Source organism: Geothrix rubra (genome assembly GCF_030268065.1).
Classification (GTDB): domain Bacteria; phylum Acidobacteriota; class Holophagae; order Holophagales; family Holophagaceae; genus Geothrix; species Geothrix rubra.
The window spans coordinates 60,636-82,542 of sequence record NZ_BSDD01000006.1 but is presented as its reverse complement, the minus strand read 5'-3'; the positions used below and the strand labels follow the sequence as shown (position 1 = coordinate 82,542).

General features: G+C 70.7%; 17 protein-coding genes. 7 read left to right on the top strand and 10 right to left on the bottom strand.

The features are described 5' to 3' along the window. Nucleotides 1–92 precede the first annotated feature (92 nt). Nucleotides 93–3,368 carry a S41 family peptidase gene (locus QSJ33_RS14390; RefSeq protein WP_285727433.1) on the top strand — a complete coding sequence of 1,092 codons (3,276 nt, stop codon included), beginning with the start codon at nt 93–95 and terminating at the stop codon, nt 3,366–3,368. 45 nt (nt 3,369–3,413) lie between these two features. Here QSJ33_RS14390 and dut read toward each other — a convergent pair whose 3' ends face one another. Both dut and rlmN read right to left on the bottom strand, forming a co-directional pair. Beyond that, complete coding sequence (gene dut / locus QSJ33_RS14385; protein ID WP_285727430.1) at nt 3,414–3,869, bottom strand: dUTP diphosphatase; 456 nt, start codon at nt 3,867–3,869, stop codon at nt 3,414–3,416. 77 nt (nt 3,870–3,946) lie between these two features. Next, nucleotides 3,947–5,005 carry a 23S rRNA (adenine(2503)-C(2))-methyltransferase RlmN gene (rlmN, locus tag QSJ33_RS14380; protein ID WP_285727428.1) on the bottom strand — a complete coding sequence of 353 codons (1,059 nt, stop codon included), beginning with the start codon at nt 5,003–5,005 and terminating at the stop codon, nt 3,947–3,949. A gap of 125 nt (nt 5,006–5,130) precedes the next feature. Here rlmN and QSJ33_RS14375 point away from each other — a divergent pair, with 125 nt between their 5' ends. Then, entirely contained in the window at nt 5,131–7,164 is a 2,034-nt protein-coding gene (locus tag QSJ33_RS14375; protein ID WP_285727425.1) for a M1 family metallopeptidase, read from the top strand. Nucleotides 7,165–7,177: 13 nt separating this feature from the next. Here the strand turns inward: QSJ33_RS14375 and QSJ33_RS14370 are convergent, their stop codons facing one another. Continuing rightward, nucleotides 7,178–7,642 (bottom strand): GNAT family N-acetyltransferase, encoded by a 465-nt coding sequence (locus tag QSJ33_RS14370; RefSeq protein WP_285727423.1) that lies wholly within the window; start codon nt 7,640–7,642, stop codon nt 7,178–7,180. After that, nucleotides 7,639–8,088, bottom strand: a complete 450-nt coding sequence (locus QSJ33_RS14365) for a carboxymuconolactone decarboxylase family protein (RefSeq protein ID WP_285727421.1) — start codon at nt 8,086–8,088, stop codon at nt 7,639–7,641. Before QSJ33_RS14365 ends, QSJ33_RS14370 begins: the two co-directional genes overlap by 4 nt. 88 nt (nt 8,089–8,176) lie before the next feature. On the opposite strand from QSJ33_RS14365, the gene pdxR reads away from it, so the two are divergent. After that, nucleotides 8,177–9,604: a MocR-like pyridoxine biosynthesis transcription factor PdxR gene (gene pdxR / locus QSJ33_RS14360; RefSeq protein ID WP_285727419.1), complete on the top strand. Its 1,428-nt coding sequence runs from the start codon at nt 8,177–8,179 to the stop codon at nt 9,602–9,604. Between the two features lies 1 nt (nt 9,605). Here the strand turns inward: pdxR and QSJ33_RS14355 are convergent, their stop codons facing one another. Both QSJ33_RS14355 and QSJ33_RS14350 read right to left on the bottom strand, forming a co-directional pair. Next, nucleotides 9,606–10,874: a M16 family metallopeptidase gene (locus tag QSJ33_RS14355; RefSeq protein WP_285727417.1), complete on the bottom strand. Its 1,269-nt coding sequence runs from the start codon at nt 10,872–10,874 to the stop codon at nt 9,606–9,608. Nucleotides 10,875–10,883: 9 nt separating this feature from the next. Next, nucleotides 10,884–11,198, bottom strand: a complete 315-nt coding sequence (locus tag QSJ33_RS14350; protein ID WP_285727414.1) for an ArsR/SmtB family transcription factor — start codon at nt 11,196–11,198, stop codon at nt 10,884–10,886. A gap of 132 nt (nt 11,199–11,330) precedes the next feature. On the opposite strand from QSJ33_RS14350, the gene QSJ33_RS14345 reads away from it, so the two are divergent. Next, nucleotides 11,331–12,317, top strand: coding sequence for a quinone oxidoreductase family protein (locus QSJ33_RS14345; protein WP_285727413.1), 987 nt, complete (start codon nt 11,331–11,333; stop codon nt 12,315–12,317). Nucleotides 12,318–12,342: 25 nt separating this feature from the next. On the opposite strand, the gene QSJ33_RS14340 is transcribed toward QSJ33_RS14345, so the two are convergent. The 4 genes from QSJ33_RS14340 to QSJ33_RS14325 form a co-directional block, all read right to left on the bottom strand. Then, a complete protein-coding gene (locus QSJ33_RS14340; protein ID WP_285727411.1) occupies nt 12,343–13,131 on the bottom strand; it encodes a hypothetical protein in 789 nt (262 codons plus the stop codon). 105 nt (nt 13,132–13,236) lie between these two features. Further along, nucleotides 13,237–14,157, bottom strand: a complete 921-nt coding sequence (locus tag QSJ33_RS14335) for an ABC transporter ATP-binding protein (RefSeq protein WP_285727409.1) — start codon at nt 14,155–14,157, stop codon at nt 13,237–13,239. Further along, entirely contained in the window at nt 14,157–15,017 is an 861-nt protein-coding gene (locus QSJ33_RS14330) for a hypothetical protein (protein ID WP_285727406.1), read from the bottom strand. Before QSJ33_RS14330 ends, QSJ33_RS14335 begins: the two co-directional genes overlap by 1 nt. 3 nt (nt 15,018–15,020) lie before the next feature. After that, complete coding sequence (locus tag QSJ33_RS14325; RefSeq protein WP_285727403.1) at nt 15,021–15,953, bottom strand: ABC transporter ATP-binding protein; 933 nt, start codon at nt 15,951–15,953, stop codon at nt 15,021–15,023. Between the two features lie 93 nt (nt 15,954–16,046). On the opposite strand from QSJ33_RS14325, the gene QSJ33_RS14320 reads away from it, so the two are divergent. The 3 genes from QSJ33_RS14320 (at nt 16,047) to QSJ33_RS14310 (ending at nt 21,906) form a co-directional block, all read left to right on the top strand. Beyond that, complete coding sequence (locus QSJ33_RS14320) at nt 16,047–17,264, top strand: 7TM diverse intracellular signaling domain-containing protein (protein ID WP_285727401.1); 1,218 nt, start codon at nt 16,047–16,049, stop codon at nt 17,262–17,264. Between the two features lie 86 nt (nt 17,265–17,350). Then, entirely contained in the window at nt 17,351–20,989 is a 3,639-nt protein-coding gene (gene dnaE, locus QSJ33_RS14315) for a DNA polymerase III subunit alpha (protein WP_285727399.1), read from the top strand. Nucleotides 20,990–21,015: 26 nt separating this feature from the next. Further along, entirely contained in the window at nt 21,016–21,906 is an 891-nt protein-coding gene (locus QSJ33_RS14310; RefSeq protein ID WP_285727397.1) for a serine O-acetyltransferase, read from the top strand. The last annotated feature ends 1 nt before the right edge of the window (nt 21,907 follow it).

The window sequence follows — 21,907 nt, the reverse complement described above, 5'->3', positions numbered from 1 at the left end:
TCCATTCTACCGCCCCGCCCCGGGGCCGGGCTCAACCTTCCCGGCCCCTCCGGCGTAGCCTGGATTCTCCCCACCCTCACCTGGAGTATTCGATGCGCCTCCTCACCTCCCTGGCCTGCGCCCTGGTCCTGGCCTCCTCGGCCCAGGCCGAGATCGATGCCCGGCTCATGCGCTACCCCGATGTCTCCGCCAGCCAGATCGCCTTCACCTACGCGGGCGACATCTGGGTGGTGCCCAAGACCGGCGGCCTGGCCAACCGGCTGTCCACCCCCAAGGGGGAGGAGACCTTCGCCCGGTTCTCCCCGGATGGCCGGTCCCTCGCCTTCAGCGCCGACTACGACGGCAACCAGGACATCTACGTCATGCCGGTGGACGGCGGCGTGCCGACCCGCATCACCCACCACCCCATGCCCGACCGGGTGCTCGACTGGACCCCGGACGGCAAGTCCCTGCTCTTCGCCTCCGGCATGCTCTCGGGCCGGGACCGCTTCAACCGCCTGTTCGAGGTCCCCGCCCAGGGGGGCCTGCCGACGGTCCTGCCCATGCCCTACGGCGAGTTCGGCGCCCTCTCCCCGGACGGGAAGACCCTGGCCTACCAGCCCATCTCCACGGACTTCCGCACCTGGAAGCGCTACCGGGGCGGCATGGCCTCCGAGATCTGGTTCTTCGACCTGGAGCAGAAGACCGCCCGCCGCCTGCCCCACGCCGAGGGCGGCTCCAACGACGCCCAGCCCATGTGGCACGGGGACACCCTCTACTTCCTGTCCGACCGGGACGCCAACAAGCGCAACAACCTCTGGTCCTACGACCTGAAGACCGGCGCCTTCAAGCAGGTCACCTTCTTCAAGGAATACGACGTCCACTTCCCCGCCATCGGGCCCTCGGACATCGTCCTGGAGGCCGGCGGGCGGCTGTACCGGGTGGAGCTCCCCTCGGAGAAGCTCGTGGAGGTGAAGGTCGAGGTCGCCACGGACATGGCCACCCTCAAGCCCCGCGAGGAGAACGCCTCCAGGCTGATCCGCAACGTCACCCTGTCCCCCCAGGGCAAGCGGGCGGTCTTCGAGGCCCGGGGCGACCTCTTCTCCGTGCCCGGCGAGCGCGGCTACGTCCTCGACCTGACCCGCACCCCGGGCGTGGGCGAGCGCTTCCCGGCCCTGTCGCCCGACGGCAGGGAACTGGCCTACTTCAGCGACCGCAGCGGCGAGTACGAGCTGTGGGTCCGCCCCGCCGACGGCTCCGGCACCGAGCGCCAGGTCACCCACATGGGCCCCGGCTTCCGCTACCACATCACCTGGTCCCCCGACGGCAAGCACGTGGTCTTCGCCGACCAGGCCATGCGCATCAACCTCTGCGACGTGGCCACGGGGAAGGTCGCCGCGGTGGACAAGGGCCTGTTCATGTACGAGGGCAACCTGGAGGGCTTCCGCGTCAGCTGGTCCGCCGACAGCCGCTGGTTCACCTACGTCCGCGACACCGAGAACCGCAACAGCGTGGTCGTACTCTACGACACGAAGGAGGGGAAGCGGCACGAGGTGACCTCGCCCTTCTACGACGCCGGGGACGTGACTTTCGATCCCGAGGGCAACTACCTCTTCCTCACCACCGGCCAGCACTTCAGCCCCACCTACAGCGACCTGGACAACACCTGGGTGTACTCCGCCACGTCGAAGCTGGCGGCCCTGCCGCTCCGCAAGGACGTGGCCTCCCCGCTGGCGTCCCGCAACGACGCCGACGCCGCCAAGGACGAGAAGGCCAAGGAGGAGAAGAAGGAGGGCGACACCAAGAACGGGAACGGCAAGGGCGAAGCCAAGCAGGAGACGCCCAAGGCCGTGGACATCGACCTGGACGGGATGGAGGAGCGGATGGTGCTGCTGCCCCCGGCACCGGGCTACTATGCGGACCTGGCGGCCGTGAAGGGCAAGGTGGTCTACCGCCGGGCGGCCCAGATGACCATGGGCGGCGAGGCGAAGACCCCCCTCTACACCTACGACCTGAAGGAGCGCGAGGAGAAGACCGTCCTGCCGGATGTGGACGGGGCCACCGTCTCCGCCGACGGCAGCAAGGTCCTCGTGAACAAGAAGGCCGACTTCGCCATTGTGGACCTGAAACCCGACCAGAAGATGGACAAGAAGCTCCCCACCGGCGAGCTGATGATGCAGGTCGATCCCCGGGCCGAATGGCGGCAGATCTTCGACGACGCCTGGCGCCAGGAGCGCGACCTATTCTACGATCCCGGCATGCACGGCGTGGACTGGAAGGCCATGCATGAACGCTACGGGAAGCTGCTGGACGCCTGCGTCACCCGGGAAGACGTGAACTTCGTCATCGGCGAGCTGATCTCCGAGCTGAACTCCTCCCACAGCTACCGGAGCGGCGGCGACCTCGAGACCGGGCCGAGGCTGGGCGTGGGCCTGCTGGGCGCCGACTTCTCCCTGGAGAACGGGGCCTTCCGCATCAAGCGCATCCTCCGGGGCGCCGAGTGGGACACCCAGGCCAAGGCCCCCCTGGCCCAGGCCGGCCTGAAGGTGAAGGAGGGCGACTACCTCCTGGCCGTGAACCGCGTCCCGCTGGATCCGAAGACCGACCCCTGGGCCGCCTTCGCGGGCCTGGCCGGCAAGACCGTGCTCCTCACCGTGAACGACAAGCCCACCCTGGAGGGCGCCCACGACATCCAGGTGGACACCGTGCCCAGCGAGGCGCGGCTCCGCTACCTGGACTGGGTGGAGGCCCAGCGCCGGTACGTGGACAAGGCCACCGGCGGGAAGGTCGGCTACGTCTACGTGCCCGACACGGGCATCGGCGGCCAGGACGACCTCGTCCGCCAGTTCCGCGGCCAGTGGACCAAGCCCGGCCTGGTCATCGACGAGCGCTTCAACAGCGGCGGCCAGATCCCCGACCGCTTCATCGAGCTCCTGGGCCGGAAGGTCCTGAACTACTGGGGCGTGCGGGACGGCATGAACTGGCAGTGGCCCCCTGTGGCCCACGACGGACCCCTGGCCATGCTCATCAACGGCTGGAGCGGCTCCGGCGGCGACGCCTTCCCCATGTACTTCCGCCAGGCGGGCCTCGGCCCCCTCATCGGCCGGCGCACCTGGGGCGGCCTCATCGGCATCAGCGGCGCCCCCGGCCTCATCGACGGCGGCGCGGTCACCGTGCCCACCTTCGGCATCTATTCGAAGGAGGGGAAGTGGATCGTCGAGGGCCACGGCGTGGATCCCGACATCGAGGTGATGGACGACCCCGCCCAGCTCGCCCAGGGCAAGGATCCCCAGCTCGACCGGGCCATCCAGGAAGTGGAGGCCTCCCTGGTCAAGCATCCCGTGAAGGCGACGCCCCGGCCCGCCTACCCCAAGAAGGCCGGCTACTGAGCTGGTCGTGAAGACGAAGCGCCCGGCCCCGGCCGGGCGCTTCTGTCATCGGCCGGTGGACCCGTAGCCGCCGCCGCCTCGATCGGTGTCGCCCAGGAGTTCCACGCTGGGCTCGGGCACCCAGATCCAGGCGGCGACGGGGGCCACCAGCAACTGGGCGATGCGCTCCCCCCGGCGCAGGAGGAAGGGCTCTTCGCCGTGATTCACCAGGAGCACCTGCACCTCGCCCCGGTAGTCCGCGTCGATGGTGCCCGGGGCGTTCAGCACCGTGACCCCATGTTTCAGCGCCAGGCCGGAGCGGGGCCGCACCTGGCCCTCGAAGCCGGGGGGGATGGCCATCACCAGCCCCGTAGGCACCAGCCGCCGCCGGCCCGGCGCCAGCTCCCAGGTCTCGCCCTCCGGGATCGCCGCCCGCAGGTCCATGCCCGCCGCGTGGGCCGTGGCATAGGCCGGCAGGTCGAGGCCGAGGCCGTGGGGGAGCTGGTGGACCGGGATGCGCATGATCCATCATTCAACGGGCGGATGGGTCGGGGCAAAGATAAAAGCGGAACGCTGTGTTCCGCCTTTCAGGCGTACAGCTACTTCTCCTTCACCAGCTGGCCGCAGGCGCCCTGGACGTCGCGGCCACGGCTGCGGCGGACGGTGACGAAGCAGCCGCGCGCCTTCAGCCAGTCGGAGAAGGCCTGCACGCGGTCCTCGCCGGGCTCGCGGAAGGCGCTGGCGCCGTGCTCGTTCATGGGGATGAGGTTCAGGTTGTGGTGGTGGCGCAGGTCCCCCAGCCAGGCGGCCAGGCGCTCGGCGTCCTCCTCCGTGTCGTTCTCGCCCGCCAGCAGGACGTACTCGAAGGTGAACTTCTCCCCGCGCTTCAGGCCCCAGGCGTCGAGGGCCTGGCGCAGGCGGGCCAGGTTCCAGACCCGGTTCACGGGCATGGTGCGGCTGCGGGCCCCGTCCGTGGTGGCGTTGAGGCTGAGGGCGAGCAGGGGCCGGGGTTCCATCCCCGCCAGCCGCTCGATGCCCGACACCAGGCCCGAGGTGCTCACGGTGATGCGCCGGGCCGAGAGGCCCAGGCCCGCGGGGTGACAGAGCAGGCGGAGGGCCCGGTGCAGGTGGTCCAGGTTGTGGAGGGGCTCGCCCATGCCCATGAAGACCAGCGTCAGGTCGTGCCCCCGCTCCGGCCCCAGGTCCCGCATGAGGGTCATCACCTGGCCCAGGATCTCGCCGGGCTGCAGGTTGCGCAGGATGCCCATGCTTCCGGTGGCGCAGAAGGTGCAGCCCATGGCGCAGCCCACCTGGCTGGAGATGCAGTAGGTGACGCGGGGATTCCGCACCTTCCGGGGCATGTGGACAGCCTCGATGCGCTTCCCATCGGAGAGTTCCAGCGCCAGCTTGGTGGACCCGTCCCCCGAGGCCTGGCGCTCGGCGATCCCCGGCAGGCGCAGGTCGGCCACGCCCTCCAGCCAGCGCCGGATGGCGGGCCCCAGCCGCGGCGCCCCGTCCTCCCAGGTCCAGGGGCGGTGCAGGCGCCGGAAGGTCTCCAGGGCGCTGCCCGGGCAGCCCAGGGCCGCCAGGTCCTCCGGCAGCAGGGACCAGGCCGAGGGCAGTCCCGCGCGCTCCGGCGCGGGGCGATCCCAGGGCATGGGGGAGGGATTCGTCATCGGAGCCAGTGTACCGTTGCCCCTCCCGATCCCATCTCGCCGGGGAATCCGGTAGAGTGGGGAATCCTCCACCCTTGGCAGAACCCTTCATGATGGGAAGTCGCTTCATGTTCAGACTTGGATATTTCCTTCTTGCCGCCGTACTGGCACTCCAGGCCACCGGCCCCGTCGAGGGTACGTTCCCGCTGATCCAGCATGCGGACCTCTACAGCCGACAGCCGCAATTCGGGTCCGCGACCGAGGTCCGCAACTGGCAGTTCAAGGTCGGGAACCTGGTGCTGGTCGCCGCCACGGGCACCGTCACACCATTGATGTCCCAGAACCGCCTCGTGGGCTACTACTTCCACGGCGGGGGATCCCTCCTCTATACCGCGACTTCCCCGAAGGAGTGGGCCGTCCTCCGGTCTAATCACGGCCACAACCTCACCAAGACCAACTCGAAGGCCATCCTTGCTGAATCGGATGGCGGCCTGATCCTGACCGAGGCCCTCACCGGATTCACGGTCTGGTTTGCCGGGACGGAACCTGTGCCACCCCAGGGGCCTCTGGGAGCAGTTCCCGTGAAGGACTTCGAGCGGGAGTGGGCCTTCTTCAACCGGGATGGCCTCGGCGACCGCGGCCAGGACTTCGCCGTGGCTTTGGCCGATGCGCCCCAGCAACCCACCGTCCGCGTGGAGGCCTCCGGAGTGGACGCGCCCTTCGTCTACAGCTACGACCCCGGCTATTCCATGCTGGAGCAGCTCGTCATGGTCGGTGATCCCTACCAGCCGACGTTCTACAACGGGCTCCGCCGGGTGGTGATCTCGGAGCAGCCCATCGGCTGGTCCTGGGAGGCACCTATGACGGCCGCCGTGAACCTCACCCATGTCGACATCGATCTGCACGCCGGAAAGAGCCAGGCTGACCTGTGGGTCAAGGAGACTCTGGTTGCCAGTGTCGACAACCTGAGGGTGGTGCCCCTAAACCTGTACAGCACCTTGGATCCGGCCTTCAAGCGCGGCGTATATCAGGTCAGGCGCGTGCTGGATGGGCAGGGCCGCGAGCTTCCATTCGTCCACCGGCACGACCGCATCCTCGTGGCCCTGGCCCAACCGCAACCGGCCGGCCATCCCTTCGACCTGACCTTTGAATATGGCGGGCAGATCCTTCTCCACCCCAATGGCGACAACTACTGGGAGCTCGGCGTTGCTCCCTGGTTCCCGCAGCCCGATCTCTCGGGACAGTCTTACACCGTCCACGCAACCTTTCGCACACCCAAGGACGATGTCCCGATCGCCTGCGGCACCACGGTCCGCCGCGAGGTGAAGGGCGGTGAGAATCTGCTCGAGGTCCGCATCGACAAGCCTGTCCAGTTCTTCTCCGCCTTCGCAGGGGCCTACACCCTCAAGGAGGAGACCAAGGATGGGCTCACCGTACGGATCGCGACCTACGCCGACCTCGGGGGTCGCCAGGAGCAGCTCCTCAACCTGGCCCGGCAGACCATCCGCTACTACGAGTCGATCCTGGAAACGTTCCCCTTCCCGGAATTCAACATTATCCAGGTGAATTCCTGGGGCTTCGGCCAGGCACCGCCCGGGATGATGATCATTACTAACGAGGCCTTCAACAGCCACACCGACTTCATCAGCCAGTTCTTCATCAAGGGCATCAACCAGCGGTTCGCCCACGAGATCGCCCACCAGTATTTTGGGCACTTGGTTAAGATGCCCTCCTACGAGGAACAGTGGATCACGGAATCCTTCGCCAATTATGCCTCCCTGCTGGCCATCCGAAGCATGAAGAACCAGGGCAACTCCGCCTACGAGGGCCTGCTGAGCCGGTGGCGGAACGATTCCGCGCCCTATGCTGGGGAATCTCCCATCCCCTTCGCCAACCGCCTGCGCTGGCTGAATGACCCGCGGGGCTCCTACCTGGCCCGCACCTTCCTGCTCTACGAGAAGGGGGGGCTGTTACTCGCAACGTTGCATAAGGAAATGGGCGACAAGACCTTCGCCGTGTTCATGAAGTCCCTGCTCGCGAACTTCCGTTGGAAGTTCCTGACCACCCAGTCCGTCGAGCAGATGGCCTCCATGGCGGCCCACAAGGATCTCCATCCCCTGTTCCGGGATTGCTACTGGGGAACTGCCATGCCCCCCAAGTAGGTCGAAGGCTGCCTCACGCCTTCGCCGCCAGCTCCGCATGCTGGGCCTGGTAGGCCTCCATGGATCCGGGATTCCATCCGTCCCGGCTCAGCTTCCAGCCGTTCTCCACCTTCTCCCAGCCCACGTGGGCGTAGTAGTCCTTCGCGATGGGGGAGGCCAGCAGCACCCACTGGACGCCCTCGCCGAGGGCCAGGGCCCGGTCCAGGAGCGCCCTCCCGACCCCGGCCTTCTGGTAGGCGGGGTGGACGGCCAGGTCGCAGACGTACCCGTCGAAGGCGAAGTCGGTCCATCCGCGCAGCAGTCCCACGAGGCGCTCCCCGTCGTAGGCGGAGATCACCACGTTGGAGCCCTCGAACATCCGCCGGATGCGCGCCGGGTCGTGGATGGGCCGCCGCAGGGGCGCGGCGGCGTAGAGCGCCCGGATGGCCTCGAGGGCGGGCGTCCGGTCCTGGCGGTAGGCGATGGCCGGGGCGCTCATGCGGACACCCCGGGCAGGTCCGGCTGCAGGGCCACGCCCAGGCGGTTCCAGGCGTTGATGAGGGCGATGGCGTAGGTCAGGTCCACCAGCTCCTGCTCGGAGAAGTGCTGCCGGGTGGCCGCGTGGAGCGCATCGTCCACGGCGTGGCGCCCCAGTTCCGTGAGCGCCTCGGTCCAGGCCAGGGCGGCCCGCTCGCGGGGGGTGAACAGCGGCGCTTCGCGCCAGGCGGCGAGGAGGTTCAGCCGCCGCTGGGACTCGCCGCCCTCCTGGGCCGCGGTGGCATGCATGTCCATGCAGAAGGCGCAGCCGTTCAGCTGGGAGGCCCGGACTTCGATCAGGTGGAGGAGACCGGATTCCAGGCCCGAGGCGCGAAGGTATCCGACGACCTGGAGGAAGCCCTGGTAACCCTTGGGGGCGAGTTCGGGGTGGGGTTTGGAGGTGCGCATGGGGACTCCGGCGGCCAACGGGGCCGCTGCCAGGATTCGGGGAAGATGGCCCATTGAAAAGATCCATTTCTGTCATTACAACTAGACCATGCGCCCCTGGACCTTCCCCATCGCCCTGCAGTCCGGAACGGCCCACCAGCCGGTCTTCCAGCAGATCGCCCAGGCCGTCCGGCGCGACATCCGCCGGGGCCGGCTGCGCCCCGGGGACGCCCTGCCCGGCTCCCGGACCCTGGCTGCGACCCTGGGCGTCCACCGCAATACCGTGCTGGCCGCCTACCGGGAGCTGGAGGCCGAAGGCTGGATCGTCTCCGAGCGACGCAGCACGCGGGTGGCCCCGGGCCTGCCGGAGCCCCCGCCGGGAAGGGCCCGGACCGGGACAGGGCCAGGCTACGACCTGGCATCGCCCACCCCCACCCGCCTCCGCCCAGGCCAGGGAGGGCTGGATTTCGGCGGCGGGGTGCCGGACCTCCGCCTCGTACCCGCGGAGCTGCTCGCCCGGGCCTACCGCCGGGCCCTGGGCCACCCGGAACTGCTGGGCTACGGCGATCCCGGCGGCGAGCCCCGCCTCCGCGCCGCCCTGGCCCGGCTCCTCTCCGAGATGCGGGGTCTGGCCGTCTCCGCGGACCGCCTGATGGTGGCCGGGGGCAGCCAGGGGGCCCTGGATCTGGTGGCCCGCACCCTCATCCGCCCCGGGGACCGCGTGGCCGTGGAGGATCCCGGCTACCCCGCGGCCTGGGCCACCCTGCGGGCCGCGGGGGCCGAGCTGGTGCCCGTGCCGGTGGACGCGGCGGGCCTGCGCGTGGAGGCGCTGGCGGAGGCCCTGGCGAAGGGTCCCCTCCGCGCCGCCTACCTCACCCCCCACCACCAGTTCCCCACCACCGTAACCATGGGCGCGGCGCGCCGCCTGCGCCTCCTGGAACTGGCGGCGAGCCACCGGATCGCCCTCCTGGAGGACGACTACGACAACGAATTCCACTTCGAGGGCCGGCCCGTGCTGCCCCTCGCCGGGGAGGACCCGGCGGGCGTGGTGGTCTACCTGGGGACCCTGTCGAAGATCCTGGCGCCGGGCCTCCGCCTCGGCTTCGTCTCCGGCCCGCAGGCCCTCGTCCAGGCCCTGGCGGCCCGCAGGGCCACCACGGACGGTCAGGGGGACCCCGTCCTCCAGCGGGCCGTGGCGGAGCTGCTGGAGGACGGGCTCCTCCAGCGCCACGCCCGGAAGATGCGCCGGACCTACGAGGCCCGGCGCGAGGTCCTGGCCGAGGCCCTCCGCCGCCACCTGGGCGGGGCGGTGGCCTTCGACCTCCCGGCGGGCGGCATGAGCCTCTGGCTGTCCGTGGATCCTGCCATCGACATTGAGGCCTGGGCGACGCGGGCGCGGGAGGCGGGCGTCGGCCTCTACACCGGCCGCCGCTTCGACTTCCAGGACCGCCCGAGGCCCAACCTCCGTCTCGGGTTCTCCGCTTTGGACGAGCGCGAGCTGGCCGAAGCCGTGCGCCGGATGGCCCGGGCCCTCTGACTCAGGCCACCAGGTCCTTCGGTCGGATCTCCCCGCCCCTGCGGGTGCCGAGGGCGCTGAGACCGATGCGGCCAGGCTCGAGCAGCTCGCGGGCCACCCGCGCCAGGTCCGCGAGGGTGACGGCCTCGATCTCCGCCATCTGGTCGTCCAGGCTCTGCAGGCGGCCCTGGTGGATGGCCTGGTGGGCCAGGCTGAACATGCGGCTGCTGCTGGATTCCTGGCTGAAGACCAGGCTGGTTCGGGCCTGCAGCTTCGCGCGGTCAAGCTCGTCGGCCTCCACGCCGCGCTCCCGCACCCGGGCGCACTCGGCCATGGCCCGCTGCACCAGCTCGCGGGCCTGGGCCGCGGCGCAGCTGGCGGCGATCTGCAGGGCCCCCGTGTCGGCGTAGGGGCTCAGGTAGCTGCCCACCTGGTAGCAGAGGCCCCGGCGCTCGCGCAGCTCCAGGAAGAGCCGCGAGGCGGCCCCGCCGCCCAGCACGTGGCTCAGGAGGTTGGCCGCGGCGCGGTCGGCGCTCTGGTGCGAAGGCGCCGGGAATCCCAGCACCAGGTTCACCTGCTGCAGGTCCTTGCGCGGGACGTTCAGGAGGAACGGCCGGGGGGTGCTGGGGCCGCCTGCGCCGTGGGCCGTCCCCCGCGGGAGCCGGTCCAGGACCGGGCGCAGGAGCGCCATCAGCGGCTCGGGCTCGAGGGCCCCCGCGGCGGTGATCACCAGGTTCTCGGGCCGGTAGGTGGCCTCGAAGAAGGCCCGAGCCTCCGCGGGGCCATAGGTGGCCACCTGCTCGGGCCGACCCAGGATGGGATGGGCCAGGGGCGAGCCCTCCCAGAAGCGCCCGTAGAACAGTTCGCTCACCCAGTCGTCCGGCTGGTCCTCGCTCTGGGCGATCTCCTCCAGGATGACGCTCCGCTCCCGGGCCAGCTCCTCCGGATCGAAACGGGGCGTGGTGACCAGGTCCCCCAGCAGGCGGACCAGGTCCGGCAGCTGGTCCGCCAGCACCTTGCCGTAGAAGCAGGCCACCTCCTTGCCCGTGAAGGCGTCCACGTGGCCCCCCAGCCGGTCCGTGGCCGCGGCCAGCTCGTCCGGCGTGGGGAAGTGCTCGGTGCCCTTGAAGACTGTGTGCTCGAGGAAGTGGGCCAGGCCCTCCTCCGCGGCGCCCTCGTGGCGCGAACCCCGGCGCACCCAGAACCCCAGCGCGCAGCTGCGCACCTGCGGCAGGGTCTCCACCAGGATCTCGGTGCCCTCGGACGTGACGGTGCGGAAGGTTGCATCCATCCCGCCAGTCTATCGCCCAGGGGCTCCGGCCGCCTTGAGAACCGCCTTGAGGAGCCCGGGGAACCGCGCGTCCAGGTCCCTCCTCCGCAGGCTGATGAAGCGGTAGACGCCCTCCGCGCGGGTGTGGATCAGCCCGGCCTCCCGGAGCACCTTGAAGTGGTGGCTGAGGGTGGCCTTGGTGGCGCAGACGTCGAAGGTCCCGCAGGCGCGCTCCCCATCCTGGGCCAGGCGCCGGACCAGCTCCAGCCGCGTGGGGTCGCTCAGCGCGTAGAGCACCGCCGCCAGGTCGAACTGGTCGCGCTCGGGCTGCTGGACGACTCGCATGGTCCGAAGATGGCAGCGCAGGTCCAAGGAGTCAAATAGTTAGGCAATTATCTAACAATTTGCTTGACGCCCCCCGCGGCCGGGCCACCATGGATGCATTGTTTGATAAATTTCAAACAACTGGAGGCAGCCGTGAACCATCAGATCCAGATCCAGGCCACCGGGGGCCCCGAGGTGCTCGCATGGGTGGAGGCGCCGCTTCCCGACCCCGGGCCCGGCGAGGCCCGGATCCGCCACCGGGCCATCGGCGTCAACTACATCGATGTCTACCACCGCAGCGGGGCCTATCCGGTGCCCCTGCCTGCCGTTCCGGGCTTCGAGGCCGCCGGGGTGGTGGAGGCGCTGGGAGCGGGCGTGACAGGCCTCCGGATGGGCCAGCGGGTGGGCTACGTGGACGGTCCCACGGGTGCCTACGCCGAAGCGCGCAACCATCCGGCGGACCGGCTGATCCCCCTTCCCGACAGCCTGTCCGACGAGGACGCCGCCGCCCTGCTCTTCAAGGGGCTGACCGCCCACATGCTCGTCCGTCGCGTGTGGCGGGCCGACCGTGGCCCCTGGGCCCTGGTCCACGCCGCGGCCGGGGGCGTGGGGCTGCTCCTCACCCGCTGGCTGGCCCGGGAGGGGGCGAAGGTCATCGGCGTGGTGAGCGACCCGGAGAAGGCGAGCATGGTCGCGGCGGAAGGCGCCCAGGCCACGGTGGTCGTACCCCGCGGCGGCGCCTACGACGGCCTCGCCGCGGAGGTCCGCCATCTCTCGGACGGCGTGGGGGCGGGCACGGTATTCGATTCCGTGGGCCAGGACACCTTCACCGCCTCCCTGGCCAGCCTGGCCCCCTTCGGGCTGCTGGCCTCGTACGGCCGCAGCAGCGGCCCCGTGCCCCCTGTGGACGCCGCGGACCTGGGGCGCCGGGGTTCGCTGGCCTTCCAGCGGCCCAGCATCTTCCACCACATCGCCAGTCCCGCGGACCTGCGCGCCGCCGCCGCGGACCTGTTCCAGGCCCACGCCGACGGGAAGGTCCGGCCGCACGTCCACGATCGGCTCCCCCTGCGGGAGGCGGGTCGCGCCCACGCCTTGCTGGAGTCCCGGGCCACGCGGGGGGCGCTGATCCTCGTCCCCTGAGGGGCCGGTGGGGGGGCGGGGCGGATCAGCCTTCCGCCTCGCTCCCCGCGAGCCCGATGGGCGTCCGGTGCAGCTTCCAGCCCGCCAGGGCCCAGCAGAGGGCGCCGAAGGCGACCAGCACGAGGATCGCCACGGCGGGATGGGTCGTCACCTGCTCCTGAGCCAGCAGCTCGTGGGTCTTCACCTCGGCAGCGCGGCTGCCGGCCAGGCTCTCGATGTAGTGCGTGAAGGTGAGCCGCTGGAGGAAGGGCGGGAAGATCCGCAGCAGCGGCTCCCACAGGAAGAAGTAGAGGGCGCCCCAGAGCGTGCCCCGCTTGAAGAGCAGGCCGACGAGGGTCATGAGGGCCAGTTCGCCCCACCAGGCCCCCACCAGGGCGCCGATGCGCCCGAGCAGGAGGGAGGGATCCCCGCCCACCACCTGCAGGCCGAGGGCGCCGAGCACCAGCCAGGCCGCGCCCCAGAGGAACCAGGGCAGGCCCTTGCCCAGGGGGTAGGCCCACACGGCCGCGGGACGCACCAGGAGGAGCGGCAGGGTGCGCTGCTCCAGGTCCTCGCGGATGCCCGCCGGCGCCGCCACGAGCGCCATGATGGGCAGCATCATCTTCACGAGGCCGTCGTGGAAGATCCGCAGGGCCTCGGCCGGATCCGAGTCGAGCCCCTGGAGGCGGCTGAAGGTGAAGACGCCCAGGCTGATGCCGACCGGCACGGCCACGAGGGCGGCCACGGCCCAGCCGCGACCCTGGAGGAGGCGCGGAGCGTAGCCGAAGGCCGTGGCGCGGAGCGTCGCGAGGGGGGACGGGGCGGCTTGGCTCATGGGTTCCTCGTAGGGCCTCAAACAGTTACTTGCCCGGGACAGGCTCCGCCTGGCCCGGGCGGGGGGCCCGGGGGTGTTCGCGCAGCGAGGAACCCCCGGAGAGCATTAGGCGTGATCCTTGGTGAGGTACTGGAAGACGGCATCGAGGTTGAGGTCCAGGGGATCGAGGGCCCGGAGGGGGATCCGCCCGGCGGCGGCGGCCTGCTGCAGCCGGGGCAGGATGTCCCGGGGCGACCGCACGGAGAGGACGACGGCGCCCTCCTCCATGCGGAGGGCCGCCAGTTCCGGCTGCTCCACCGCCCAGCGCGCCAGGTCCAGGGGTTCGCCCGTGAGCCGCAGTTCCACCGGGTGGCGATCCAGCAGCTGGCGGATCTCCGTCACGGTGCCCTCCGCGAGCAGGCGCCCGCGGAAGAGCAGGAGGATGCGGTCCGTGAGCTGGGCGATCTCGGACAGGATGTGGCTGGAGACCAGCACCCGGACCCCTTCTCCCGCCAGGCGCCGGAGCAGGTCCATGAGGCCCAGGCGGGCCTCGGGGTCCAGGCCGTTGAAGGGCTCGTCCAGGATCAGCAGCTCGGGGCCGTGCAGGAGGGCCTGGGCCAGGCGGATGCGCTGGCGCATGCCCTTGGACATGCGGGCGAAGGTGAGGTGGGCCCGGTCGGCCATGCCCACGGTCTCGAGGGCGCGGGCCTGGGCGGCCTTCAGCGCCTCGCCGGAGAGACCCGACAGCTCGCCCATCATCCGCAGCCAGCGGTCGGCGCGGAGCCCCGAGGGCAGGCGGTCGCCTTCCGGCACGAGGCCCAGGCGCGCCAGCACGGCGGGATTGCGGAAGGGAGCCTGGCCGAAGACTCGCACCTCGCCGCCCGACGGCGGCAGCAGGCCCGAGAGCAGCTGAAGGAGGGAGGACTTGCCGGCGCCGTTGGGCCCCAGCAGGCCCGTGATGCCGCCACCGTCCGGCAGCTCGAAGGTGGTGGGGCTCAGGCCCAGGATGGGGCCGTAGCGGAGGGAGGCGCGGTCGAGGGAAATCATCAGATCACCGCCTCCGAGGGAAGGGTCCGGCGCGCGGCCACGAAGGTCCAGAGGCCGATGTGGAAGGCGGTGCCGAGTGCGGCGGGGAACCAGCCCATGAAGGGCCGGTCCATCCCCACGAACAGCTGCGGCCAGGTCTGGGCCAGCAGCACGGGATTCAGGGCCTGGGCCCCGACGAAGCCCGTGAGCCCCTGGACCAGGGAGGCCAGGGCCGAGGTCCCCAGCACCAGGCCCAGCACCCAGCCCACGCCCGCCCGCGGCGTGGCGGCCATGGCGGAGGCCCCCACGGCCATGGCCCCCATGAGGAGCGAGAGCACCGCCACCGCCGGCAGGAGCCGGAGCGGCGCCGTGGGCCAGACGGGGCCGTGGAGTCCCGCCACCATCAGGGACATGGCCCAGGGCAGGAGGACGAAGGGCAGGAGCACCGCGAAGGGCAGCGCGCTGGCGAAGCCCAGCTTGGCCACCAGGTAGTCCCGCGGCGAGACGGGGTGGGCGTACATCAGGGGGCGCACCCGGTAGAGCGTGTCGCGGGCCACGAGGCCCCCGCCCACCAGGGCCACGAGGAACCACAGCAGGTAGCTCGCGGGGTCCAGCAGCCCCGCCTGGAACTCGGCGCCCTGGGACAGCACGGCCTTGGCGAAGTCCTGCATGGGCCGCAGGGCCGCGTTGGTGTCCAGGAGGTACTTCACGTAGATGACGGTGAGCTTCACGATCAGCACCATCAGGAAGGCGAAGCCGAAGAAGCGCCCGATCTTCTGGCGCCAGAGCCGGGCCAGGTCGAACCGCATGAGCACCAGGGCCGGCGGCTGGCCCTGATTGAGGTCCGGCGCCGGGGGCAGCGTGGGGGCGTAGATGGGCATGGCTCAGGCTCCCGTCGTGGCGGTGGCGGGATGGAGGGCCCGCAGGAGGACCTCGTCCAGGCGGTCGTGGCGTGGGGTGAGCTGGATCAGGGTGGCCCCCATCGCCTCCGCCCACCGGAACACCGCCGGGGGATCCGCCTCGGCCAGCTCCAGGTCGTAGAGGCCGTTCCGGCTCTCCAGCACGGCCCCCAGCTCCGCCAGGGCCGCCTCCTGGGCCGCGTCCAGGGGGTCCAGGAAGCGCAGCTCCACCCGCCGGGCCAGGGCCCGCCGCAGGCCGGCCATGGAGCCCGCGGCCTTGATCTGGCCCTGGTCGAGGATCACCAGCTGGTCGGCCACGCGCTCCACATCGCCCAGCAGGTGGGAGGCCAGGATGACGCCCGTCCCCAGCTCCGCGTGGACCCGCAGCACCAGGTCCAGCATCCGGCGGCGGCCGTCGGGGTCCAGGCCGTTGGTGGGCTCGTCCAGGAAGACCAGCTCGGGGCTGTGGACCAGGGCCTGGGCCAGCTTCACCCGCTGGCGCATCCCCGTGGAGTAGCCGCTCACCGGGCGGTACCGGGCCTCGTCCAGGCCCACGAAGTAGAGCACCTCGTGGGCCCGGTCGCGGGCGGCTTCGGGCGCGAGGCCGGAGAGTTCGCCCCAGAAGGCCACCTGCTCGTAGGCCGTGGCGTCCTCGATGAGGGCGTCGTACTCGGGCATGTAGCCGATGCGTCCGCGCAGCCGGGCCGATTCCGGCGCCCCGAGGGGGATGCCGAGGACGGTGCCCCCCCCGGCCGAGGGCCGGAGGAGGCCCAGCAGCGCCTTCAGCAGGGTGGACTTGCCGGCGCCGTTGGGGCCGAGGAGCCCCACGATGCCCCGGTCGAGGGACAGGGTCAGGCCCTTCAGGGCGGGCGCCGCGGCAGCGGCGTAGCGCACTTCCAGGTTCTCGAAGGCGATCACAGGGGGCTCCAGGATGTTTGCGGCTACGAGCTCGGACCGGTTTGGATTAGGCTGGACGGACTTCCCATCCTCCCACCAGCCGGACGGTTCCGCATGCAGCTCCTGGACTGGACCCTTCTCGACGCCCTGCAGGCCGGGGCCCTCTTCGCCCTGACCGTCGCCTACGGGGCGGACGCCCTGGCGCGACGGGACCGCATGATGGGCTGGCTCTCCGTCACCTGCCTGCTGGTGGGCCTCCGCCACGGGGCCCTGGCCATGGAGGCGGACGCGGCCCTGCGCCTCGACACCCTGGAGCGGGCCCAGAGCCTGCTGGTCTGCTTCGGGTTCATCGCCCTCTGCCTGGCGGTGGTGCGCCTCTTCCCCCGGCACCTCTCCCCGCGCTTCCCCCTCTGGATCGCCCTGGGCATGATCCCCAACTTCTTCCGCAACCTGGCCCTGCCGCCCCTCCACCCCCTGGACCCGCCCCTCCACCATGCGGCCGACATCACCTACCTGGTGGGCTGCGGCGCCCTGATCTGGGCCACCCTGAAGGCCCGCCTCGAGGGCGATCCCATGGGCCGGCGGCTCTTCCTGGGCTTCCTGGGCGTGGCCCTGCCGGTGGTGGTGGAGATCGCGGCCGAGAGCCTCTTCAACCTGAAGATCCGCCTCTCCGGCTTCAGCATGCTCATCCTGGCCATGGCCATCGGCACCTCCTGGCAGTGGCTCGTCACCGAGTCGCTGCGCGAGCGGCTCATCCTGGCCGAAGCGGAGGCCGACGCCTGGGAGGACCTCGTCCCCGGCGGCCCCTTCCGCACGGATCGTCCTTCGGAGCCCATGGAGGCCCTCTTCGGATCAGGCTGGGCCGAGCGCGTGCGGGCCACCGACGCCGAGGACCGCCTGGTGGCCCAGGACGGCACGCCCTACCGCCTGCGGAGCCACCCCCTGCCCGGCGGCCATCGCCTGGGCTGGGTGGAGCGGGACGAGGAGACGCGGCCGGGCCTGGGTGGGTTCCTGGCCGGCTGGACCGTGGCCATCGGCGTGGACGGCACCGTGGAGGCCGCCCGGGTGGAGGCCTGGCTGCGCGGCTGGGGCGCGGACATCGAAGTCTGGGGCACCGTCCCCCCGCGGGAGGGGCCCTACCCGAGCGTCCTGGTCTGGGCGCGGGAGCCCAGCATCCTCGCCGTCTGGCGCGAGGACGACCTGCTGCGCCGCCGGGCCCGGTGGATCCAGGTGGGCGGGCCCCAGACGGAGGGCCCCCACGCCCGGGTGGAGCCGCCCCTCACGGAATCCGGCCTGCGGGCCGCGCTCCAGGGGCTCCTGGGCCAGGCCTGACCCGGCGCCCCGCCCGCCCGGCCTTCGCATCGGGATGATCGCGCGGCACTTGCCCGCCAGACCCCGCCCCGCCCCACAATGGGCCCATGAGCTTCGCCCATCTGCACCTGCACACCGAGTACTCCCTCCTCGACGGCCTGACCCGCATCCCCGATCTCGTGAAGAAGTGCCAGGCCTCGGGCATGCCTGCCGTGGCGGTGACGGACCACGGGAACATGTACGGGATGATGAAGCTCTTCGACGCCTGCGAGAAGACGAAGGACGAGGGCGGGACCTGGGCGGTCAAGCCCATCCTGGGCTGCGAGGTGTACGTGGCCCCCAAGACCCGCTTCGACCGCAAGCTCGAGGCGAGGAACACCACGGGCGAGGAGGGCCTGGAGGACTGCGTGGATCCCAGCGGCTCCCGGGACGCCGGCTACCACCTGGTGCTGCTGGCCAAGAACCCCGCGGGCTTCGCGAACCTGAGCAAGCTGGTCTCCAAGGGCTTCACCGAGGGCTTCTACTACAAGCCCCGCATCGACAAGGACCTCCTCCGCGAGCACAGCGAGGGGCTCATCGCGCTGTCGGCCTGCCTGGGCGGCGAGGTGCAGGCCCGCATCCTGCAGAACCGGCTGGACCAGGCGGAGCGCGTGGCCCGGGACTTCCGCGACCTCTTCGGCGAGGACTTCTACCTGGAGATCCAGGACCAAGGCTTCGACAAGGAGAAGGAGATCATCCCCTTCCAGCAGGCGCTGGCCGCGAAGCTGGGCATCCCCCTGGTGGCCACCAACGATGCCCACTACCTCAACCACGAGGACTCGGACCTCCACGACACCCTGCTCTGCATCGGCACCAAGACCACCAAGGCCAAGGAGCGCCGCATGCGGTTCTCCACGGACCAGTTCTTCGTGAAGACCCCCGAGGAGATGCGCGCGGTGTTCCCGGACCACCCGGAGTACCTGGAGCGCACCCTGGAGATCGCCGCCAAGGTGGACCACTTCCCCATCACGCGCAAACCGGTCACGCCCAACTTCCCAGTGCCCTCGGGCTTCGACCTGGAGTCCTACTTCGTCCATGTGGCGAAGGAGACCTTCGAGGCCCGCGTCGCCGAGTGCCGACCCCTCTGGCAGAGGGGCCAGCTCAAGCACGCCGAGGAGAAGTACCGCGAGCGGCTGGCCTTCGAGCTCGACACCGTGCTGAAGATGGGCTTCCCGGGCTACTTCCTCCTGGTCTGGGACTTCATCCGCAAGGCCCGGGAGATGGGCGTGCCCGTGGGGCCGGGTCGCGGTTCCGCCGCAGGCAGCATCGTCGCCTGGTCCATGCGGATCACGGACATCGACCCCATGCAGTACGACCTGCTGTTCGAGCGGTTCCTCAACCCCGAGCGCATCTCCATGCCCGACGTGGACATCGACTTCTGCCGCGACGGCCGCCAGAAGGTGATCGACTACGTCACCGAGAAGTACGGCCAGGACCGCGTCAGCAACATCGTCACCATCAACCAGCTCAAGACCAAGGCCGTGATCAAGGACGTGGCGCGGGTCTTCGAGAAGGATTTCGCCTTCGCCAACAACCTCACCAAGCTGGTGCCCCAGGAGCCCGGCAAGCCCATCACCGTGGGCGAGGCCCTGGAGAAGAGCGACAAGCTGCGGGAGCTCTACGAGAGCGATCCCGAGGTGAAGAACATCCTCGACATTTCCGCCCGCCTGGAGGGCCTGGCCCGCAACACCGGCGTCCACGCCGCCGGCGTCATCATCGCCCCGGACGACCTCACCCAGTTCGCGCCCCTCTCGAAGGACAAGGACAACACGGTGATGGTGCAGTACACCATGACCGAGGCCGAGCGGGCGGGCCTGCTGAAGATGGACTTCCTCGGCCTGGAGACCCTCACCCAGATCGCCAAGATCCAGGGCGTCATCGCCCTGCGGCGCGGCGCGCCGGCGGACATGGCCGCCATCCGCACCTTCGACGACAGGAAGACCTTCGACCTCTTCTCCGCCGGCGACACGGACGGCGTCTTCCAGTTCGAGTCCGGCGGCATGAAGCAGCTCCTCCGCCAGCTGGGGCCGGACCGCTTCGACGACCTCATCGCCCTGAACGCCCTCTTCCGCCCCGGCCCCCTCGGCGCGGGCATGGGCACCACCTACGTGGAGCGCCGCCACGGCCGCGAGCCGGTGACCTACCTCTTCCCCCAGCTGGAGCCCATCCTCGCCCCCACCTACGGCGTGATCCTCTACCAGGAGCAGGTGATGCAGATCGCCAGCCTGGTGGCGGGCTACTCCCTGGGCGAGGCGGACATGCTGCGCCGCGCCATGGGCAAGAAGGACAAGGCCAAGATGGCCAAGGAGAAGGACACCTTCATCGCCCGGGGCGCCGACCGCGGCTACGACAAGGCCAAGGTCTCCGAGCTGTTCGACCTCATCGAGTACTTCGCGGGCTACGGCTTCAACAAGAGCCACAGCGCCGCCTACGCCCTGGTGGCCTACGAGACGGCCTACCTCAAGGCCAACTACCCCGTGGAGTTCATGGCCGGCCTGCTCTCCACCAAGTCGGGCCGCACGGACGACGTGGCCAAGTACGTGCAGAACTGCCGGGACCGCGGCATCGAGGTGCTGGGCCCCGACATCAACGATTCCGGCCTCGACTTCACCGTGACCGGCGACCGCCAGATCCGCTTCGGCTTCGCGGCCGTGAAGGGGCTGGGCGACGCCGCCCTGGAGGCCATCCTGGAGGCCCGGAAGGCCGAGGGTCGCTTCAAGGATCTCTTCCATGCCATGAAGAGCACCGACCTGCAGAAGGCCAACCGGAAGGTCTGGGAATGCCTCATCAAGGCCGGGGCCTTCGACAGCCTGGAGCCCAACCGCCGCGCCCTGCTGGAGGGCCTGCCGGACGCCCTCTCCGCCGCCTCCCGCGGCGGCGGCACGGACCTGGGCCTCACCAGCCTCTTCGACGACGCGGAGATGGCCAGCCTCAGCGAGGACTGGCGGGTGCCCGAGGACATCGAGCCCTGGGACCGCAAGGAGCGCCTCAAGGCCGAGCGCGAGGTGCTGGGCCTCTTCGTCAGCGGCCATCCCCTGGAGGAGTTCGCCGACGCCCTGCAGGTGCACACCCACGGCTCCATCGCCAAGGTGCTGGAGGACGCCACCGCCGGCCGCCTGCGGGACCGCGACGAGGTGGCGGTGGGCGTCATGGTCACCAGCGTGGCCTTCAAGACCAACCAGAAGGGCGAGCCCTGGGCCATCCTCCAGGTGGAGGACCTGACCGGCAAGATGGAGGTCCTGCTCATGGCCAGCAAGTGGGATCCCCTCACCAAGAAGGCCAACCGCCGCCCCTTCGAGCAGTACGGCCACCTGGCCCTGCCCGAGTCCATGCTGCGCATCACCGGCGAGCTGCGGGTGGAGACCATCACCGCGAACGGGGGCGGCAACGGCAATCCCGATGCGGAGGAGGAGGACGAGCAGCTGGTGGTGAAGCTGTTCGCCACCCAGCTCGAGCCCCTGGAGGGCTTCCAGGGCCGGGGCTTCACCGGCGTCCTCGTGCGCCTGCCCGTGGGCGAGTGCCCGCCCCGCCTGGGCGCCCTCCTCGCCGACCACAGGGGCGAGCTCCCGGTCACCTTCGAATACCGCTCGAAGGAGGGCCTCGTGGCCCGCGTGCGCGCCGGCCGCGACCTGCGCCTGAAGCACGACCCCAACCTGGCGGAACGCCTGGCCAGGGAGACCGGCTGCAGCCTGAGCTGGACCTACTGACCCGGCCCGGGAGTATCCTCACTCCCATGCCGAATGAACCCGCCCCCTCCCCCGATCTCCACGCCGTCGTGGAGGCCCTGGCCGAGGCCTCGACGGCCCTCACGGAGATGCCCCTGGGCCGCCGCGAGTTCCCCTCGCGCACGGCCCTGGCGGGCCTCGTGGAGGAGCTGCGGGCGCTGCTCTTCCCGGGCTACTTCGGCGCCTCCGAGCTCAAGGCCGACACCCTCCGCTATCACCTGGGCGCCCGCCTGGACCGGGTGCTGCATGGCCTGGCCGAGCAGATCGAGCGCGGCCTCATGGCCTCGGATCCCGCCTGCGGCGCCTGCGCGGACCGCGCCCTGGCCCTGGCCGGCGCCTTCCTGGCCCGCCTCCCCGAAGTGCGCCGCCTGCTGGCCACGGACATCCAGGCGGGCTTCGAAGGCGATCCCGCCGCCACCAGCCCCGACGAGGTGCTCTTCAGCTACCCCGGCCTGCTGGCCATCACCAGCCAGCGCCTGGCCCACGAGCTGCTGAAGCTGGGCGTGCCCCTGCTGCCCCGCATGATCACCGAGCACGCCCACAGCCTCACGGGCATCGACATCCACCCCGGCGCGCAGATCGGCGAGCGGTTCTTCATCGACCACGGCACCGGCGTCGTCATCGGCGAGACCTGCGTCATCGGCCGCAACGTCCGGCTCTACCAGGGCGTGACCCTGGGCGCCAAGAGCTTCCCCCTCGATGCGGAAGGGCACCCCGTCAAGGGCATCCCCCGCCATCCCGTGGTGGAGGACGACGTCATCGTCTACTCCAACGCCACCGTGCTGGGCCGCATCACCCTCGGCAAGGGCAGCGCCATCGGCGGCAACGTCTGGCTCACCCGCAGCGTCCCCCCCGGCAGCGTCATCACCCAGGCCAACGAGAAGGACGGGATGCCCTGAC

Excerpts from the sequence above, each read along its gene's own strand:
- QSJ33_RS14390 (WP_285727433.1), top strand. The coding sequence starts at position 93 with ATGCGCCTCCTCACCTCCCTGGCCTGCGCCCTGGTCCTGGCCTCCTCG.
- dut (WP_285727430.1), bottom strand. The coding sequence starts at position 3,869 with ATGCGCATCCCGGTCCACCAGCTCCCCCACGGCCTCGGCCTCGACCTG.
- rlmN (WP_285727428.1), bottom strand. The coding sequence starts at position 5,005 with ATGCCCTGGGATCGCCCCGCGCCGGAGCGCGCGGGACTGCCCTCGGCC.
- QSJ33_RS14375 (WP_285727425.1), top strand. The coding sequence starts at position 5,131 with ATGTTCAGACTTGGATATTTCCTTCTTGCCGCCGTACTGGCACTCCAG.
- QSJ33_RS14370 (WP_285727423.1), bottom strand. The coding sequence starts at position 7,642 with ATGAGCGCCCCGGCCATCGCCTACCGCCAGGACCGGACGCCCGCCCTC.
- QSJ33_RS14365 (WP_285727421.1), bottom strand. The coding sequence starts at position 8,088 with ATGCGCACCTCCAAACCCCACCCCGAACTCGCCCCCAAGGGTTACCAG.
- pdxR (WP_285727419.1), top strand. The coding sequence starts at position 8,177 with ATGCGCCCCTGGACCTTCCCCATCGCCCTGCAGTCCGGAACGGCCCAC.
- QSJ33_RS14355 (WP_285727417.1), bottom strand. The coding sequence starts at position 10,874 with ATGGATGCAACCTTCCGCACCGTCACGTCCGAGGGCACCGAGATCCTG.
- QSJ33_RS14350 (WP_285727414.1), bottom strand. The coding sequence starts at position 11,198 with ATGCGAGTCGTCCAGCAGCCCGAGCGCGACCAGTTCGACCTGGCGGCG.
- QSJ33_RS14340 (WP_285727411.1), bottom strand. The coding sequence starts at position 13,131 with ATGAGCCAAGCCGCCCCGTCCCCCCTCGCGACGCTCCGCGCCACGGCC.
- QSJ33_RS14335 (WP_285727409.1), bottom strand. The coding sequence starts at position 14,157 with ATGATTTCCCTCGACCGCGCCTCCCTCCGCTACGGCCCCATCCTGGGC.
- QSJ33_RS14330 (WP_285727406.1), bottom strand. The coding sequence starts at position 15,017 with ATGCCCATCTACGCCCCCACGCTGCCCCCGGCGCCGGACCTCAATCAG.
- QSJ33_RS14320 (WP_285727401.1), top strand. The coding sequence starts at position 16,047 with ATGCAGCTCCTGGACTGGACCCTTCTCGACGCCCTGCAGGCCGGGGCC.
- dnaE (WP_285727399.1), top strand. The coding sequence starts at position 17,351 with ATGAGCTTCGCCCATCTGCACCTGCACACCGAGTACTCCCTCCTCGAC.
- QSJ33_RS14310 (WP_285727397.1), top strand. The coding sequence starts at position 21,016 with ATGCCGAATGAACCCGCCCCCTCCCCCGATCTCCACGCCGTCGTGGAG.